The following is a 13,573-nucleotide window of genomic DNA, read 5'->3' on the forward strand; positions in this document are numbered from 1 at the left end:
CCGATGGGCATGCCGCCATCGCGCGGCTATGACGTGGCCATCGTCGGCGGCGGTGCCGCCGGCACTGCCGCCGCCCTGACCCTGGCCCGCTATACGGGCTTGCGCGTCGCCTTGCTGGAAAAGCAGCTGTTCGACGATTACCGGGCCGGCGAAACGGTGTCGTCATCGATCTTTTCGATGCTCGATTTTCTGGGCGTGGGCCGCGAACTGGTCGATGGCGCCCAGCTGCCCGCGTTTTCCCACGCGGCCGCGTGGGGCAGCGGGGAATTGATGTCGCGCGACGCCGTCTTCAGCAGCCACGGCCACGGCTTGCACCTGGACCGCAGGCAGTATGACGCCATCCTGCTCGATCAGGCGCGCCAGGCGGGCGTGGCGCTGTTGCGTCCCGCGCAACTGGTGCAGCTCGAACACGGCGACCCATGGCGTCTGCGCGTGGCGGCCGAGGGGCAGGAAATGGACCTGACGGCCCGCTACCTGATCGATTGCAGCGGCAAGCAGGCGGCCATCGTGCGCCAGCGCAAGCGTCCCATCCACACGGAAGACTCGCTGGTGGCGCTGTACGCCTATTATCAGTTGCAGGAACCTCAATTCCTGCCGCACCGCACCCTGGTGGAAACGACGCAGCATGGCTGGTATTACGCGGCGCCCCTGCCCGGCGACCGCGTGGCGCTGGCCTTCATCACGGACGCCGACATCCTCAAGCGCCTGCGCCTGAAGGAGCCGGCGTACTGGCACGATGCCGCCATGGGCACCCTGCACGTGCGCGGTATCGTGGCGCGCCTGCCCGCGCCAAGCGCCCTGCGCCACTACGCCATCCACAGCCGGGTGGCCTCGCTGCCGGCGGACGAGAACTGGACGGCGGCGGGCGACGCGGCCGCCTGCTTCGACCCGATCTCGTCGCTGGGCATCGGCCAGGCCATGGCGTCCGGCATCCATGCGGCGCGGGTGGCGGAAGCCTGGCTGGCCGGCGACCGCGGCATGGCGGCGGGCTACCGGCGCAGCATCTTCGCCTCGTTTGAAACCTATCTGCAGATGCGGCGCGGCTTCTACGGCGCCGAACAGCGCTGGCGCGAAGCGCCGTTCTGGCAGCGCCGGGCCGCATCTTGACGCCGCTGGCGAAAAACTGAGCCAGGTCAAGAGACCGCATGCCCACCGCCCGTTTCCGGGCGAATTTCAGCCCCGCCTTGCCATTCGCACTATAATGTCGGCACCGCGTGCGGCAGCATTGGCGGCGATAGACGGTAACAATTTCGTGTGGAGGCCAGTACAATAGCGTCTGGGCCTACACAGGGTTTCACTTTTGCCAGCAGTTGCCAGCAACTAACCATTTTTTTGACCAGCCAACACATACTATGAGTTCGATGAATGAAGAGCGCGTTTTAAGCGTGCACCACTGGACGGATACCCTGTTCTCCTTTACCACCACGCGCGACCCGTCGCTGCGTTTCTCGAATGGCCATTTCACCATGATCGGCCTGCGCGTCGATGGCAAGCCATTGCTGCGCGCCTACAGTATCGCCAGCGCCAATTACGAAGACCACCTGGAATTTTTCAGCATCAAGGTGCCGGGCGGCCCATTGACGTCGCGTTTGCAACACTTGCAAGTGGGCGACACCGTCATCGTCGGCCGCAAGCCGACCGGTACCCTGGTCTCCGACTACCTGCTGCCAGGCAAGCGCCTGTACATGCTGTCGACGGGCACGGGCCTGGCGCCTTTCCTCAGCATCGTGCGCGATCCGGACATCTACGAACGCTTCGACCAGCTGATCCTCGTGCACGGCGTGCGCCAGGTCGACGAACTCGCTTACCACGACTTGCTGGAAGAGCACCTGCCGAAGCATGAATTCCTGGGCGAAATGGTCAGCGACAAGCTGCGCTACTACCCGACCGTGACGCGCGAGGACTTCCGCAACATGGGCCGCATCACGGAACTGATCGAGAACGGCAAGCTGGCCAAAGACCTGGGCCTGCCCGAACTCAATCCTGCCGAAGACCGCGTGATGATCTGCGGCAGCTCGGAGATGCTGCGCGACCTGAAAGACATGCTGGAAGCGCGCGGCTTCAAGGAAGGCAATACCTCGACGCCTGGCGACTTCGTGGTCGAGCGCGCATTCGCCGAGAAGTAATCCAGGGCAAATCCGCAGCAAATGCAGGGGCCCGGCCCCGCCGCTTCCCGCGGCGGCGCCGGGCCTTCTTTATTGGCGGCCGCGCTGGTATTGCAAACCATTCATGAAGCGCTGCACGGGCGTAAAGGCACTGCTGAGGATATCGTCATGCGCCGCGTAATAGCGCGTTTCGATCTTCAGCAAGCCCAGCACGGTCGCATCGAGCTTGTCCGTCTGATACGGCCGGCTTTCCAGCGCGGCGCGCGCGGCCGTCGACTGCGGCGCTTGCTGGTTATCCCAGATCAACATGGGAATTTCATAGCCGCTCTTGTCCGACGCGGAATGGCCCGCATGATTGCGGCTGTAGCCAACTTCCTGCCCATGGTCGGAGACGAACAGCAAGGAGGCGGCGCGGCCGCTCTTGGCTTGCTCCGCCATGCCGATCAGGGTGCCCAGCACGTAATCGCCATAGCGGATGGCGTTGTCGTATTCGTCGCGCTGGTTGCGTATCCAGCCGGACCTGCCCTGGCTGGCCATCTGCGCGCTGACGGCGTCCTGCGCCCGGTCGAAATGGGCGAAGCGGCGGGGATAGCGCATGTCATAGCTGGGATGCGCGCCCAGCAAGTGCACGACGATCAGCTTTTTCGGCGCCGCATCGCGCAGCGCATGGGTGAATGGCTGGAACAGATTGCCATCGAAATTGTTTTCGCCGCGGCCGGTGCCGTAGTTGATGAAGTCGCTTTCGTCGGCCTCGCCCGCCAGCAGTCCGATCCAGCCATCGTTGCGCGTCTGGTTCGACACCCAGAACGTCTTGTAGCCGGCCGCCTCGGCCAGCATCAGCAAATTCGGCTTGGCCATCCACGCGTCGGGGTTGCCGATATCAGCCGGCGTGAGCATGGTCATCATCGATTCCACCGTGCTGGACGCGGGCGAAATCACGTCATTGAAGACCAGCAGCTTCGCGCGCATGGCGTCGAGCCGGGGCGTGGTCGCGCGCGGGTAGCCGTACAGCGACATCGAGGCGCGGTTGGTGCTCTCACCTATAACGAGGATGACGGTGCGCGCGTCCTCGCCCGCATAGCGCACATTCCAGTCGCGCGGCGCGGCCATGGCCGCCGTCAGCGCATGCTGCATCGATTTCATCGCGTCCAGCTGCGCGCTGTACTGCTGGTAGCGCAGCGGCCAGAACAGGGCCGGATTTTCGCGCCGCATGGTGGTGTTGAGGTGCAGCAGCACGAGAAACACGGCCATGCCGGCGGCAAAGGCTTTTTGCGGCAGGCCCGGCGCGCTACTGGCCCGCGCCGCCTGCCGGCGCAGCAGCTGGCGGTCGGCCAGCAGCACGGCCGCCGTCACGAACACGAACCAGCCGGCCGATTGCGCCAGGGCGATGCTGTTGTGCAGGAAGAATTCTCCCGTTTCCGCTTGATCTGTCGCAAACATCGCCTGTAAAACGGCATTCGGATTGGGCCGCATGCCAAAATAGCCACGCAAAAACCCCTTGACGGCGGCATCGAGGTAAAACACGGGCACCACGACGCGCACCAGCACGGTGATCGCGCCGGCGCCGGCATTGCCGCGCCACGCATGCAACACGCCGCCCACGCCCAGCAGGAAGGCCGCCAGCAAGACGCTCAATTTCAGGCATTCGTTCGCGCTTAACTGATCGAAGAGGAAAAACAGCAGCAGGCCAGCAATGCTGAACAGGACACGGCAAAACAGAATCAGCATGGAGGCGATGGAGAGTAAGCATTGAACATGGGCAAGCCCGCGCGGACGGGCCAGCGATTGTAGCGCAGTCCCTTGCAAGTTGTACCATCGTTTCCTACGCACTCCTGACAGAAACTGTCAGTGCTTTTCGTTATGCTTTCGTCACCAGCAGGCCAGCCAGCCTGTATTACTGTATTAATATCGATATCTCCACCTGCGACAGGACTTTTCATGACACGTGCCATCACCATACTGACCGAGAACTTTGCCGATTGGGAAACCGCCCTGCTCAACTCCACGGCGCGCCTGTACTACGGCTTCTATACGCAGTTCGCCACGCCGGGCGGCTTGCCCGTCACCTCGTCCGGCGGCATGCTGGTCACGCCGCAACTGGCGCTGGAAGAGATTGTGCTCGAGGAACTCGACTTGCTGATGGTGTGCGGCGGCAGCCAATGGCAAAGCGGCAAGGCGCCCGACCTAGGCCCGTTGCTGCGCGCGGCCCGCGACAAGGGCGTGGTGCTGGCCGGCATTTGCGACGGCACGCGCGTGCTGGCGCAGGCGGGCGTGCTCGACACCGTGCGCCATACCTCCAACAGCGCTGGCAACTTGCTGGAAACGGGCTATGCGGGCGCCGCCCTGTACCAGGACGTGCCGTGGGCCGTGGCCGACCAGCGCATCGTGACGGCACCCGGCACGGCGCCCGTCACTTTCACGAAGGAAGTCTTGCGCGCCCTGGGCATCGCCGACGACAACCTGACGGCCTATCTGGCCATGCACGGCGCCGAGCACGGCCAGGCCGCGGCAGCGCGCTAATCGGGGGCCAGCACGCGCAGGCGCGCCACGGCGTGCGCGTTGCCCGGGTCCAGCTCCAGCGAACGGCGGTAATGCGTGACGGCCAGTGCCGTCGCGCCATCGGCCTCGTACGCTTCGGCCAGGCTGTCGTGGCCATTCGCCCCTTGCGGGTACAGTTGCACGCCCAGCTGGAAGACGGCGAGCGCCTGTTTCGGCTGCTGCCGGCCCAGCAGGCGGTAGCCCCAGGCATTCAAGTCGTCTTCGGCGGGTGCAGACAGCCCGTGCTGGCGCCGGATGGCGGCCAGTTTCTGCTCCAGCCCGTCAAAACCGGCGCTGGCCGCCTTGGTGCGCAATAAATGCGCGGCATACGCGCCGCCCCGCTGCTGGCGCAGGGCGGGAATATAAAAGCCGGCAATGGTGTCGATCAGCTGTTCCGGCTGGCCGCCGGCCAGGTTGCTGAGAATGATGACGGCCAGGCCATCGTCCGGATACACATAGAAGGCCGAGCGGCCGCCGCCGATGCCGGCCACGGCGCGGTGGCCGTCGCGGCCGATGGTGGGCCAGCCCAGCGCCCACGGCGCCGGCTTGCCGTCATTCAAGCTGGTCGGCTGCCACAGCCGCTTCAGGCTGTCGGGCGCCAGCAGGCGGCCCGACTGCAGCGCGACCAGCCAGTTCGTCAGTTCACCCGCATTGCTGTTGATGCCTGCCCCGGCGCGCATGAACACGGGAAAATCCTCGATCACGTTGCGGTAGCCCTTGCCGCCCCGGTCCAGCACATAGGAGCTGGCCTTGTTGGCGACGACGTCCTTCGCGTCGCCAAAGCCGCTGTGGCGCATGCCCGCCACCTCAAACTGCCGCTGCCGGATGAAGCCGGTAAACGGCTGGCCGCTCTGGCGCTCGATCAATTGCGCCAGCAACACGTAATTGGTCTGGTTGTAGCGGTAACGCTGGCCTGGCGCGGCTTCCACGGGCAGCGCCTGCACGGCGGTCCACGCCGCAGCGGCGTCATCCGGCTGCGGCCCCACCAGCTTGCCGCGGCGCTGGTCGAGCACATCGGGCAAGCCCGAGGTATGGTTGAGCAATTGCGTCACCGTCACGGCTTGCCAGGCCGATGGCAGCCCCGTCAGGTACTGGCCGATGGGCGCGGACAGGTCGACCTTGCCCTCCTGCACCAGCTGCATCACGGCCACGCCCGCAAACGCCTTGGTCGCCGAGTTGATGGAAAACAGGCTGGCGTCCGTCACCGGCACCTGGTATTGCAGGCTGGCCAGGCCAAAATTGCGCTTCAGCACGACCTTGCCGTGCTGGATCACCGCCAGTTGCAACCCTGGAATCTGGCGCTCCTGCATTTCGCTGCGCACAAACGCGGCAATCTCCTGCTGCGCGTGCGACGACCGTTGCTGGCTGGCGGAGGCGGCTACGACGCCAGCGGGAACGGCGGCAAGCGCCATGAGAAACAGGACAGACGGCAGGCATGGCTTCAAGATGCGGCTCTCGATCGTTGAAAATGGAACCGCAGCATCCCATACCTATTTATCAACGTCAACGACAATCTTACTGGTCGGAAAGTTGCTCTTCCAGCCACACATCCTCGTACCCTTGCCTGTCGAGAATAAACTTGGCGCCGCTGGGCAAGGCCAGGTAATCGACCACTTGCGGCAGCATCTCGTGCAGGTGCTCTGCATGCAGGGCCTGGTAAAAGCCGCTGGCGTCGTCGTGTTCACCGCAGTGGATGAACCAGCTGATGGTGCCGTTTTCCGGCAGCACGATGCGCGTGCCGTAGATGGGCGACTGCGCCAGGCTGCCGATGGCCAGGGCCACCATGGCTTCCGGGGCTTGCGCCGGCATGCCGTATTTGTCGCAGATGCGCCGCTGTTTTTCGCTGATCAGTTCATTCATGGCTTCCTCAGGATCCGATATATTTGTAAGTCAGTCGCCATGCGCCTTCATGGCCGGACATTTCCAGGTGCAGGATCGCTTCGCCAGGCTGGCCGTCGGCCAGCAGCTGACATTCCATGCCCAGCGATCCGGCATCGGTGGCGTACACATCGACGGACGGACGCCCTCCCTTGCCCGGCAGAAAGGCTTGCGCCAGCGGCGCAAGCGACAAGCGCTGCCGCGGCGTGAAATAACTGTCGACCATATCGCAGATTTCCCCGGCCAGCGCGGGCGGCATGGCCCAGTCCCGTTGCAGCGCAACAGGATCGCGCAAATCGAGCGCTTCCACGAACGCCCCTGCCAGCACATGCGCCTGCCGCCGCTGGCTGTCGCTCACCGCTTCCATGACCTGCCTCCCTTGCTGAAAGGCGACATTATAGTCCGCCGCTTGCCATCTGCGCGATCGGCTTGCCGATAATAAGCGCAGACGACCGGCGCTATAGTGCGGCGCAATAATAGCGCGCCACCGGCGAATAAAAACCCGCGCCGTTGTTTTCTATCAAATTGAAATAACGGATAAGCCCCGTTATATTTGGTGAGTATTGGCAAATATATTCGCCTGCACGATTCAGTTTCAAGTTGACGCGTATTTATTCTGACGCTAATATCGAACGGCCATACACCATGGCATACAGCGCAAGCAGTACTTAACCATCACAAGAGGATAGTACAATGCAAAAACAGAACCAACCCAAATTGTTCGCGTTTAAACTGGCTGAAAAACAGGTGCAAAAACAGGTGGCCCCCGCCACTGCCTGGAAAGTCCGCGACGGCGTCGCCGTTGCCGGCTGCAGCGCGGTCGGCAGCAATGATCAATACCGTTATACCTCGCGCATCCAGCCAAACGACAGCGGCCAGTATTGCTGATCACGTCAGCTGATCACGGCAGCGCGATATAACCTCGCCGCAGGCGGGGTTATATCCAATTCCCTTTCCAGCCCTTTTGATTCCATCCGCCTGGCGTAAAGGATAATGCCAGCGCCATTTGGATGCCGATATAAATACATTGCCACATGGCGGTGTGATATTTTCTGCTCGGCATATTAATGTCAGGCCATTCAATCTTTTATTATCCACCGGTTGACGTGTTCTTTTTTTAAACTTAATATTTAAAAGCCGAATCACCGGCAAAAGCGGTACTTAACCATTACAAGAGGATAGTACAATGCAAAATCAAACCAAGCTGTTCGCCTTCAAACTGGCCGAAAAAGAAGTGGAAAAAGAAGTCAAGCAGCCATGGCAGGTGCGCGACGGCGTCGCCACGGCGGGCTGCACCTATTACGGCGACCCTGAAGACTACAATCTGCGCGACAGTTCGCGCTTCGCGCCTAACGATACCGGCATCTATTGCTGATCTTTGCCGCGCCATGAATACAGCCCGGCGCGGCGGCGCCTTGCGCGATCCACTATGCAAATGGCGCCAGTTGCGGCCCGGCTTTCCGTGCGCGCGCAATGACTATGCGCGATTTAAACCATCACAGGAGGACAGGAATATGCAGAAACAGAATCAAATGAAATTGTTCGCATTTAAACTGGCTGAGAAAAAGGAGCAGGAAAAACCTGTCCTGCCTGCGCCATGGAAGGTGCGCGATGGCGTCGCCGTGGCCGGCTGCACGGCGGTCGACAGCGAAGAGCAATACCGTTATTCGCGCGTCGGTTCGAGTGACGGCGGAGAGTTCTGCTGATACATACGCCAGCTGGAGCCTTGCCATGGCAAGGCTTTTTGTTTTCTTTCGCCGCAGGGCCCTCATGCACAAACAGATCCTGATCATCAGCCATAGCGGCGACCTGCACGCCGACCTGGTGGCATCCATCCTCGCCGACCGCGGCCATGCTCCGTTCCGTATCGATCTCGACGCCTTTCCCCGCGATTACCAGCTGTGCCAGCGCCTGCTAGGCGGCCAGGCCAGCGCGCGCCTGCGCCACTTGCCCGATGGCGACTGGCTGGACCTGCGCCAGGTGGGCGCCGTCTGGCTGCGCAAGGCGGCCGACTACGCCTACGCCAGCACCGGACTGTCCGCGCAGGAGCGCGCCTACGCGAAGCTGGAAACGGAGCAGGCCATCTTCAGCGTGCTGTACACGCTCGATTGCTATTGGCTCAGCCATCCGCTGGCCCTGCGCGGCGCCCAATGGAAGGGCGAGCAGCTGGCGCGGGCCGCGCGCATGGGCTTTCGCGTACCCGCCACCGTGATCAGCAACGTGCCAGACGAGGTGCGCGCTTTCCGCGCAGCCGTTGGCGGCCCCATCATTTTCAAGAGCATGTCCACGCCCACCCTGGCCGCCGAAACGGTCGAGGATGCGGACAGGGTCAGCGCCGGCATTGGCACCACCCTCGTCGACGATGCCATGCTCGACAGCCTGGATGCCGTCAGCGTACTGAGCTGCCAATTCCAGGAATATATCGCCAAGCAATATGAACTACGGATCACCGTGATCGGCAAGCGGCTGTTTGCCGCGCGCCTGTATTCGCAGGACGATGCGCGCACGGCCGTCGATTCGCGCGACATGTCGGCGCCCATCCGCTATGAGGCGGCCACCTTGCCCGACGACCTACACGAGCGCTGCCTCGCCTTCGTGCACAGCTATGGCCTCGAGTATGGCGCGCTGGACCTGATCGTCACGCCCGAGGGTGAGTATGTTTTCCTGGAAAACAATCCCGTCGGGCAATTTTTATATGTACAACAACTGGTGCCCGCCCTGCCCCTGCTGGAAAGCGTGGCCGAGGCCCTGATCGAAGGAGCGCTATGCCACAGCCAGACCTGAGCCAGATCCCCGTCCAGCTGCGCGCACTGGAACAGACGCGCGACAGCCGGGCCATCGTCCTGGCCGCCTCGCATCTGGACATGGAGCTGCTGCCCGCGCTGTACGAGCTGTGCCAGGGCATCGGCCCCGTGGCGCGCCTCGACGTGGTGCTGCACGGGCGTGGCGGCATCGTCAACGCGGCGCGCCGCATCGCCCTGCTGCTGCGCCAGCATGCACGCCACCTGCGCTTTATCGTTCCCTTCCACTGCCAGTCGGCCGCCACCCTGCTGGCCCTGGGCGCCGATGAAATCATCGCCGGCGACCTGGCCCTGTTCTCACCCATCGACCCGCAGCTCGACGGCGCCGACGGCGGCTCCATGTCCAGCCTGGACATCAAGGTCTTCGGCGACATGGCGCAGCAGTGGTTCGGCGTCGATGCCGGCGAAGCGCGCCAGCAGTCGTTGTCCCTGCTGTGCGGCAGCATCTTCCCCCCGTCCCTGACGGCCTTTTACCGCACCACCCTGGAGCTGGCGCAGATCGGCGAAGAGTTGCTGGCCTGGCAATTGCCAGATGCCACGCAAGAGGCGCGGCGCGCCATCGTCGCGCAATTGGTGGCTGGATACCACTCGCACAACTACGCCTTGACGCGCGAAGAGCTGGCCCAGTTGGGCCTGAACATGGCGCGCGATGCCGATGCCGAACGGCTGGGCTGGGCCATCTCGAGGCAATTGCAGGCGCACATAGGCGGCGCGCTGCGCAGCGCGCCCGACGAACCGTGGAACGATGCGCTGCTGGCGTCGCGCGACGGCGTGCAGCTGCGGCGCCAGCGTCCGGGCGGCTTCGCACCCCTGTGGAGCACAACAACGGGACCAGCATGCTGACGCCGTTCCTGTCCCCGTTACTGGCCGATACCGCGCGCTGCTGCGTCGCCTTGCTGCTGCTGGCGGCCGGCGTGGGCAAGCTGCGCGGCTATGCTGCCTTCCGCGGCAACCTGGCCACCTCGTTCGGTGTGCCGCCCTCCGCCGCCGCCTGGGCCGCGCCGGCCCTGGTAATGGCCGAGTTGCTGCTTTCCGGCTGGCTGCTGGCGGGCTGGATATTGATCGGAGGCACGCATCTGCCGATGCTGCTGTCGCTATTGCTATTGAGTACCCTCACCGCCGTGCTTGTCTACCGTTACTTCACCCGCAGCGTGGTGCGCTGCAGCTGCTTCGGCGAAGCGGCGCGGCCCGTCTCGCGGTACGACCTGCTGCGCAACGTGCTGGTGGTCGGCATCAACGGCAGCTACTTTGCACTGGCGCAGGAAGCGGCCTTGCCCGTCGCCACCACTGTATTGGCAGCCGGACTGGCCGCCATCGTCTGCGTGGCCACGATTTCCCTGCATGACATCGCCACCCTGGCAAGGGCGGACTGATGGATGCCACCACCTTGCAACTGGTGCTGGCGGCGCTGGCGTTCGCCATCGCCGGCAATCTCTGGCTCAGCCTGGCCGTGCTGCGCGCCAGCCGCCGCGAACGCATCGCGCCCACGGCGCTGGCGCCGGGCCAGCCCCTGCCTGCCGTGCAAGCGCGTCCGCTGGCCGTCGGCGCGCGTTTCCAGCCGGGCGCACGGGGCCAGGCGGCCGTGTTGCTGTTCCTGGCCAGCCGCTGCCCGAAATGCGCGGAGAAGCTGGCCGGCATCGAACGGCTGCTGCCGCTGGCGCGCGATGCGGGCCTGGCCATGTGGCTGCTCAGCGAAGAGCCGGCCCGCCGGCTGCGCGCCTTTTTGCCAGGCGACAGCCTGCGGACGGCCACGGCACGGCTGGCGCTGCGCGACTACCGGCGCGTCAATCCGCTGATGAGCTCGCCGTCCTATGTCTTTGTCAATGACCAGGGACTCGTGGAAGCGGCCGGCCTGATCGGCGACGAAGACTGGCTGGCCCTCGTCGGACAACTGAACGCCGCACCGCCGCAGGAGCGCGCCGCATGAATCACATCAACTTCGGCCCGCATTTTGAACGCCTGCGCCTGCTATACCCGGTACGCTGGCGCATCGCCGCAGGCCTGCTGTGCATGGCCCTCACCGTGGGCGCGCAACTGGCTTTTCCGCAAGCCATCGCGTATTTCATCGACAACGTGAGCGCGCTCACCCGGCACGGCGTCACGCCGGGCATGGTCGCCGCCATGCTGGCCTTCAGCGTGCTGTATGCGCTGGCTTCGGCCGCGCGCTTCTACCTGCTGCAATCGAGCGGCCACATGGTCGTCATGGGCGTGCGCCGGCGCCTGTTCGACGTGGTGATCAACCAGCCCATCGCCTTCTTCGACAAGCACCATGGCGGCGAGCTGAACAGCCGGCTCACGTCCGACGTGTCGGCCCTGCATGAAAGCCTGACCATCGGCGCGGCCAATGCCCTGCGCTCGCTGTGCGTGTTTTTGGGCGGAATCGCCATGCTGCTGCAGCTGTCGCCCATGCTGAGCCTGCCGCTGGCCTTGTTCATTCCCATCAGCCTGTATCTCGGTAAGTTATCTGGCAGTAATTACCGGCAGCGCGCGCGGGCCATTTCGGCCACCCTGGCCGCCAGCGGCAAGGTGGCGCAGGAATATTTTGCCCATGCGCGGCTGGTGCAGGCGTTCAACCAGCAAGGCGGCGCCATGGCCCGCTATGCGCAAGCCATGCGGGAGCTGCTGGGCGTGTCCCTGGCCGGCACGCGGCTGCTGGCCGTGTTCCAGGGCGCGCAAGGCTTGCTGGCCTTCGTTGCCCTGCTGACCACCCTGTGCTTCGGCGCCCACCTGATCGGCCAGGGCCGCCTGAGCGTGGGCGAGCTGACGGCCTTTGTCATCTATGCCAGCATGGTGACGGACACGGCCGGCTCCATCAGCGAATTCTGGAACACCTGGATGCGCACCATGGGCTCGACCGACCGCATCTTCGAGATCCTGCGCAGCCACCGGCCCGTGCCCGAGGCGGCGCCGCAGCCGCCGCTGGCGGGCCACATCGCGCTGCGCGACGTGCGCTTTGCGTATCCCGAGCGCGTACAGGTCGCGGCGCTGGACGGCGTCAGCCTATCCATCCGCGCGGGCGAAAAAATCGCCCTCGTCGGCGCCTCGGGCGCAGGCAAGTCCACCATCGCCAGCCTGGTGCTGGGCCACTACGAGATTGACGCGGGCAGCCTGCAATTCGACGGCATCGACGCGCAAGTGCTGGGCGTGACGCAGTTGCGGCGCCAGATGGCCGTGGTGGAGCAGGAGCCGGCGCTGTTTTCCGGCAGCATCGCCGACAATATCGGCTTTGCCGTGCCGGACCGGGTCGTGGCGCGCGAAGCGATGGTGGCGGCGGCGCGCCTGGCCCATGCCCACGATTTTATCGCGGCCTTTCCGGACGGCTACGACACCCTCGTGGGCGAACGGGGCGTGCAACTGTCCGGCGGACAAAAGCAGCGTATCGCGATTGCCCGCGCCATCCTGCGCGCGCCGAAAATCCTGATTCTGGACGAAGCCACCAGCGCGCTCGACGCGGCCAGCGAACAGCTGGTGCAGCAAGCCCTCGATGCGCTGATGCAAGGACGCACCACCATCATCATCGCCCACCGCTTTTCCACCATCGTGAAGGCGGATCGCATCATCGTCATGGACAAGGGCCGGATTTGCCAGCAAGGCACGCACGCCGAGCTGCTGCGCGCGGGCGGCCAGTATGCGCGGCTGATGCAGCAGCAGCTGTCGCAATTCCAGCAGTTGCATGACAGTACGGCCACCCTGTAAAGTGGGCCCGATGAAAAAAACCTACCATGGCAGTTGCCATTGCGGCGCCGTGCGCTTCGCGGCCGAGATTGACCTGGCGGCCCCCAGCCTGCGCTGCAACTGTTCCTATTGCCTGAAGATCCGCTGCTGGGCCAGCCAGGTGCCGCCCGCCGACTTTCGCCTGCTGGCCGGTGAAGGGGATTTGAGCGCATACCGCTTCGGCGCCGGGCGAGAGCGCCACTATTTTTGCCGCAACTGCGGCGTACGGCCGTTTGGCTATGGCGATTCGCCCCGCAGCGGCCCGTTTGTCGGCATCGGCCTGAACTGCCTCGACGATGCGGCGGCGTCCGAGCTGGCCCGGGTACCCGTCACCTTTGTCGATGGCCGGCATGACGACTGGGACAGGCCGCCGCAGGAAACGCGGCACTTGTAAACAATGCCAATGTAGAAATGGTTGTTTGCTACGCCGGAGTTTTCCTACGTGGCGACAAGGAGTGTCCCTATGGTTAAGCCCGACGCATGCAGCGAGAATGGTCTCAACGGTGCTGCACGGCGCCGGAGCTCAGGCAGGAACAT

Annotated in this window: 16 protein-coding genes; 12 read left to right on the top strand and 4 right to left on the bottom strand. The window is 64.2% G+C overall.

Translation table 11 applies throughout. The features are described 5' to 3' along the window. Nucleotides 1-9 precede the first annotated feature (9 nt). Nucleotides 10-1,107, top strand: coding sequence for a tryptophan 7-halogenase (locus CBW66_RS04590; RefSeq protein WP_170932820.1), 1,098 nt, complete (start codon nucleotides 10-12; stop codon nucleotides 1,105-1,107). Between the two features lie 245 nt (nucleotides 1,108-1,352). After that, nucleotides 1,353-2,126 (top strand): ferredoxin--NADP reductase, encoded by a 774-nt coding sequence (locus tag CBW66_RS04595; RefSeq protein WP_086136806.1) that lies wholly within the window; start codon nucleotides 1,353-1,355, stop codon nucleotides 2,124-2,126. Between the two features lie 69 nt (nucleotides 2,127-2,195). On the opposite strand, the gene CBW66_RS04600 is transcribed toward CBW66_RS04595, so the two are convergent. Continuing rightward, a complete protein-coding gene (locus CBW66_RS04600) occupies nucleotides 2,196-3,833 on the bottom strand; it encodes a phosphoethanolamine transferase (RefSeq protein WP_086136807.1) in 1,638 nt (545 codons plus the stop codon). A gap of 210 nt (nucleotides 3,834-4,043) precedes the next feature. On the opposite strand from CBW66_RS04600, the gene CBW66_RS04605 reads away from it, so the two are divergent. Continuing rightward, entirely contained in the window at nucleotides 4,044-4,625 is a 582-nt protein-coding gene (locus CBW66_RS04605; RefSeq protein WP_086136808.1) for a type 1 glutamine amidotransferase family protein, read from the top strand. On the opposite strand, the gene CBW66_RS04610 is transcribed toward CBW66_RS04605, so the two are convergent. The 3 genes from CBW66_RS04610 to CBW66_RS04620 all read right to left on the bottom strand — a co-directional run bounded on the left by CBW66_RS04610 (nucleotide 4,622) and on the right by CBW66_RS04620 (nucleotide 6,888). Further along, nucleotides 4,622-6,088, bottom strand: coding sequence for a serine hydrolase domain-containing protein (locus CBW66_RS04610; protein WP_139841561.1), 1,467 nt, complete (start codon nucleotides 6,086-6,088; stop codon nucleotides 4,622-4,624). The two genes, CBW66_RS04605 and CBW66_RS04610, sit on opposite strands and share 4 nt — an antisense overlap. A gap of 70 nt (nucleotides 6,089-6,158) precedes the next feature. Next, on the bottom strand, nucleotides 6,159-6,503 hold the full coding sequence (locus CBW66_RS04615) for a hypothetical protein (RefSeq protein ID WP_086136810.1): 345 nt from the start codon (nucleotides 6,501-6,503) through the stop codon (nucleotides 6,159-6,161). A gap of 7 nt (nucleotides 6,504-6,510) precedes the next feature. Beyond that, nucleotides 6,511-6,888 (bottom strand): hypothetical protein, encoded by a 378-nt coding sequence (locus tag CBW66_RS04620; RefSeq protein ID WP_086136811.1) that lies wholly within the window; start codon nucleotides 6,886-6,888, stop codon nucleotides 6,511-6,513. 326 nt (nucleotides 6,889-7,214) lie between these two features. Between CBW66_RS04620 and CBW66_RS04625 the strand changes: the two genes are divergently transcribed. The 9 genes from CBW66_RS04625 (at nucleotide 7,215) to CBW66_RS04665 (ending at nucleotide 13,430) form a co-directional block, all read left to right on the top strand. After that, nucleotides 7,215-7,409 carry a hypothetical protein gene (locus tag CBW66_RS04625; RefSeq protein WP_086136812.1) on the top strand — a complete coding sequence of 65 codons (195 nt, stop codon included), beginning with the start codon at nucleotides 7,215-7,217 and terminating at the stop codon, nucleotides 7,407-7,409. A 298-nt stretch (nucleotides 7,410-7,707) separates the two neighbouring features. After that, nucleotides 7,708-7,896, top strand: a complete 189-nt coding sequence (locus tag CBW66_RS04630; protein WP_086136813.1) for a hypothetical protein — start codon at nucleotides 7,708-7,710, stop codon at nucleotides 7,894-7,896. A gap of 157 nt (nucleotides 7,897-8,053) precedes the next feature. Next, nucleotides 8,054-8,227, top strand: coding sequence for a hypothetical protein (locus CBW66_RS04635; RefSeq protein WP_230492136.1), 174 nt, complete (start codon nucleotides 8,054-8,056; stop codon nucleotides 8,225-8,227). 64 nt (nucleotides 8,228-8,291) lie between these two features. Beyond that, nucleotides 8,292-9,305, top strand: coding sequence for a RimK family alpha-L-glutamate ligase (locus CBW66_RS04640; protein WP_086136815.1), 1,014 nt, complete (start codon nucleotides 8,292-8,294; stop codon nucleotides 9,303-9,305). Beyond that, nucleotides 9,287-10,165: a hypothetical protein gene (locus CBW66_RS04645; protein WP_086136816.1), complete on the top strand. Its 879-nt coding sequence runs from the start codon at nucleotides 9,287-9,289 to the stop codon at nucleotides 10,163-10,165. Before CBW66_RS04640 ends, CBW66_RS04645 begins: the two co-directional genes overlap by 19 nt. Further along, nucleotides 10,159-10,695 (top strand): MauE/DoxX family redox-associated membrane protein, encoded by a 537-nt coding sequence (locus CBW66_RS04650; protein WP_086136817.1) that lies wholly within the window; start codon nucleotides 10,159-10,161, stop codon nucleotides 10,693-10,695. Before CBW66_RS04645 ends, CBW66_RS04650 begins: the two co-directional genes overlap by 7 nt. Beyond that, on the top strand, nucleotides 10,695-11,249 hold the full coding sequence (locus CBW66_RS04655) for a hypothetical protein (protein ID WP_086136818.1): 555 nt from the start codon (nucleotides 10,695-10,697) through the stop codon (nucleotides 11,247-11,249). The genes CBW66_RS04650 and CBW66_RS04655 overlap by 1 nt, the downstream gene beginning before the upstream one ends. Next, complete coding sequence (locus tag CBW66_RS04660; RefSeq protein WP_205701093.1) at nucleotides 11,246-13,018, top strand: ABC transporter ATP-binding protein; 1,773 nt, start codon at nucleotides 11,246-11,248, stop codon at nucleotides 13,016-13,018. The genes CBW66_RS04655 and CBW66_RS04660 overlap by 4 nt, the downstream gene beginning before the upstream one ends. A gap of 10 nt (nucleotides 13,019-13,028) precedes the next feature. Then, the gene (locus tag CBW66_RS04665; RefSeq protein ID WP_086136819.1) at nucleotides 13,029-13,430 is read left to right on the top strand and encodes a GFA family protein; all 402 of its coding nucleotides are present in this window, start codon (nucleotides 13,029-13,031) and stop codon (nucleotides 13,428-13,430) included. The last annotated feature ends 143 nt before the right edge of the window (nucleotides 13,431-13,573 follow it).

The organism is Janthinobacterium sp. GW456P (genome assembly GCF_002127655.1).
In the GTDB taxonomy this organism is placed as follows: domain Bacteria; phylum Pseudomonadota; class Gammaproteobacteria; order Burkholderiales; family Burkholderiaceae_D; genus Janthinobacterium.

Bases quoted from the DNA above. Each gene is read 5' to 3' on its own strand.
- CBW66_RS04590 (WP_170932820.1), top strand. From the start codon at position 10: ATGCCGCCATCGCGCGGCTATGACGTGGCCATCGTCGGCGGCGGTGCC.
- CBW66_RS04595 (WP_086136806.1), top strand. From the start codon at position 1,353: ATGAGTTCGATGAATGAAGAGCGCGTTTTAAGCGTGCACCACTGGACG.
- CBW66_RS04600 (WP_086136807.1), bottom strand. From the start codon at position 3,833: ATGCTGATTCTGTTTTGCCGTGTCCTGTTCAGCATTGCTGGCCTGCTG.
- CBW66_RS04605 (WP_086136808.1), top strand. From the start codon at position 4,044: ATGACACGTGCCATCACCATACTGACCGAGAACTTTGCCGATTGGGAA.
- CBW66_RS04615 (WP_086136810.1), bottom strand. From the start codon at position 6,503: ATGAATGAACTGATCAGCGAAAAACAGCGGCGCATCTGCGACAAATAC.
- CBW66_RS04620 (WP_086136811.1), bottom strand. From the start codon at position 6,888: ATGGAAGCGGTGAGCGACAGCCAGCGGCGGCAGGCGCATGTGCTGGCA.
- CBW66_RS04625 (WP_086136812.1), top strand. From the start codon at position 7,215: ATGCAAAAACAGAACCAACCCAAATTGTTCGCGTTTAAACTGGCTGAA.
- CBW66_RS04630 (WP_086136813.1), top strand. From the start codon at position 7,708: ATGCAAAATCAAACCAAGCTGTTCGCCTTCAAACTGGCCGAAAAAGAA.
- CBW66_RS04635 (WP_230492136.1), top strand. From the start codon at position 8,054: ATGAAATTGTTCGCATTTAAACTGGCTGAGAAAAAGGAGCAGGAAAAA.
- CBW66_RS04640 (WP_086136815.1), top strand. From the start codon at position 8,292: ATGCACAAACAGATCCTGATCATCAGCCATAGCGGCGACCTGCACGCC.
- CBW66_RS04645 (WP_086136816.1), top strand. From the start codon at position 9,287: ATGCCACAGCCAGACCTGAGCCAGATCCCCGTCCAGCTGCGCGCACTG.
- CBW66_RS04650 (WP_086136817.1), top strand. From the start codon at position 10,159: ATGCTGACGCCGTTCCTGTCCCCGTTACTGGCCGATACCGCGCGCTGC.
- CBW66_RS04655 (WP_086136818.1), top strand. From the start codon at position 10,695: ATGGATGCCACCACCTTGCAACTGGTGCTGGCGGCGCTGGCGTTCGCC.
- CBW66_RS04660 (WP_205701093.1), top strand. From the start codon at position 11,246: ATGAATCACATCAACTTCGGCCCGCATTTTGAACGCCTGCGCCTGCTA.
- CBW66_RS04665 (WP_086136819.1), top strand. From the start codon at position 13,029: ATGAAAAAAACCTACCATGGCAGTTGCCATTGCGGCGCCGTGCGCTTC.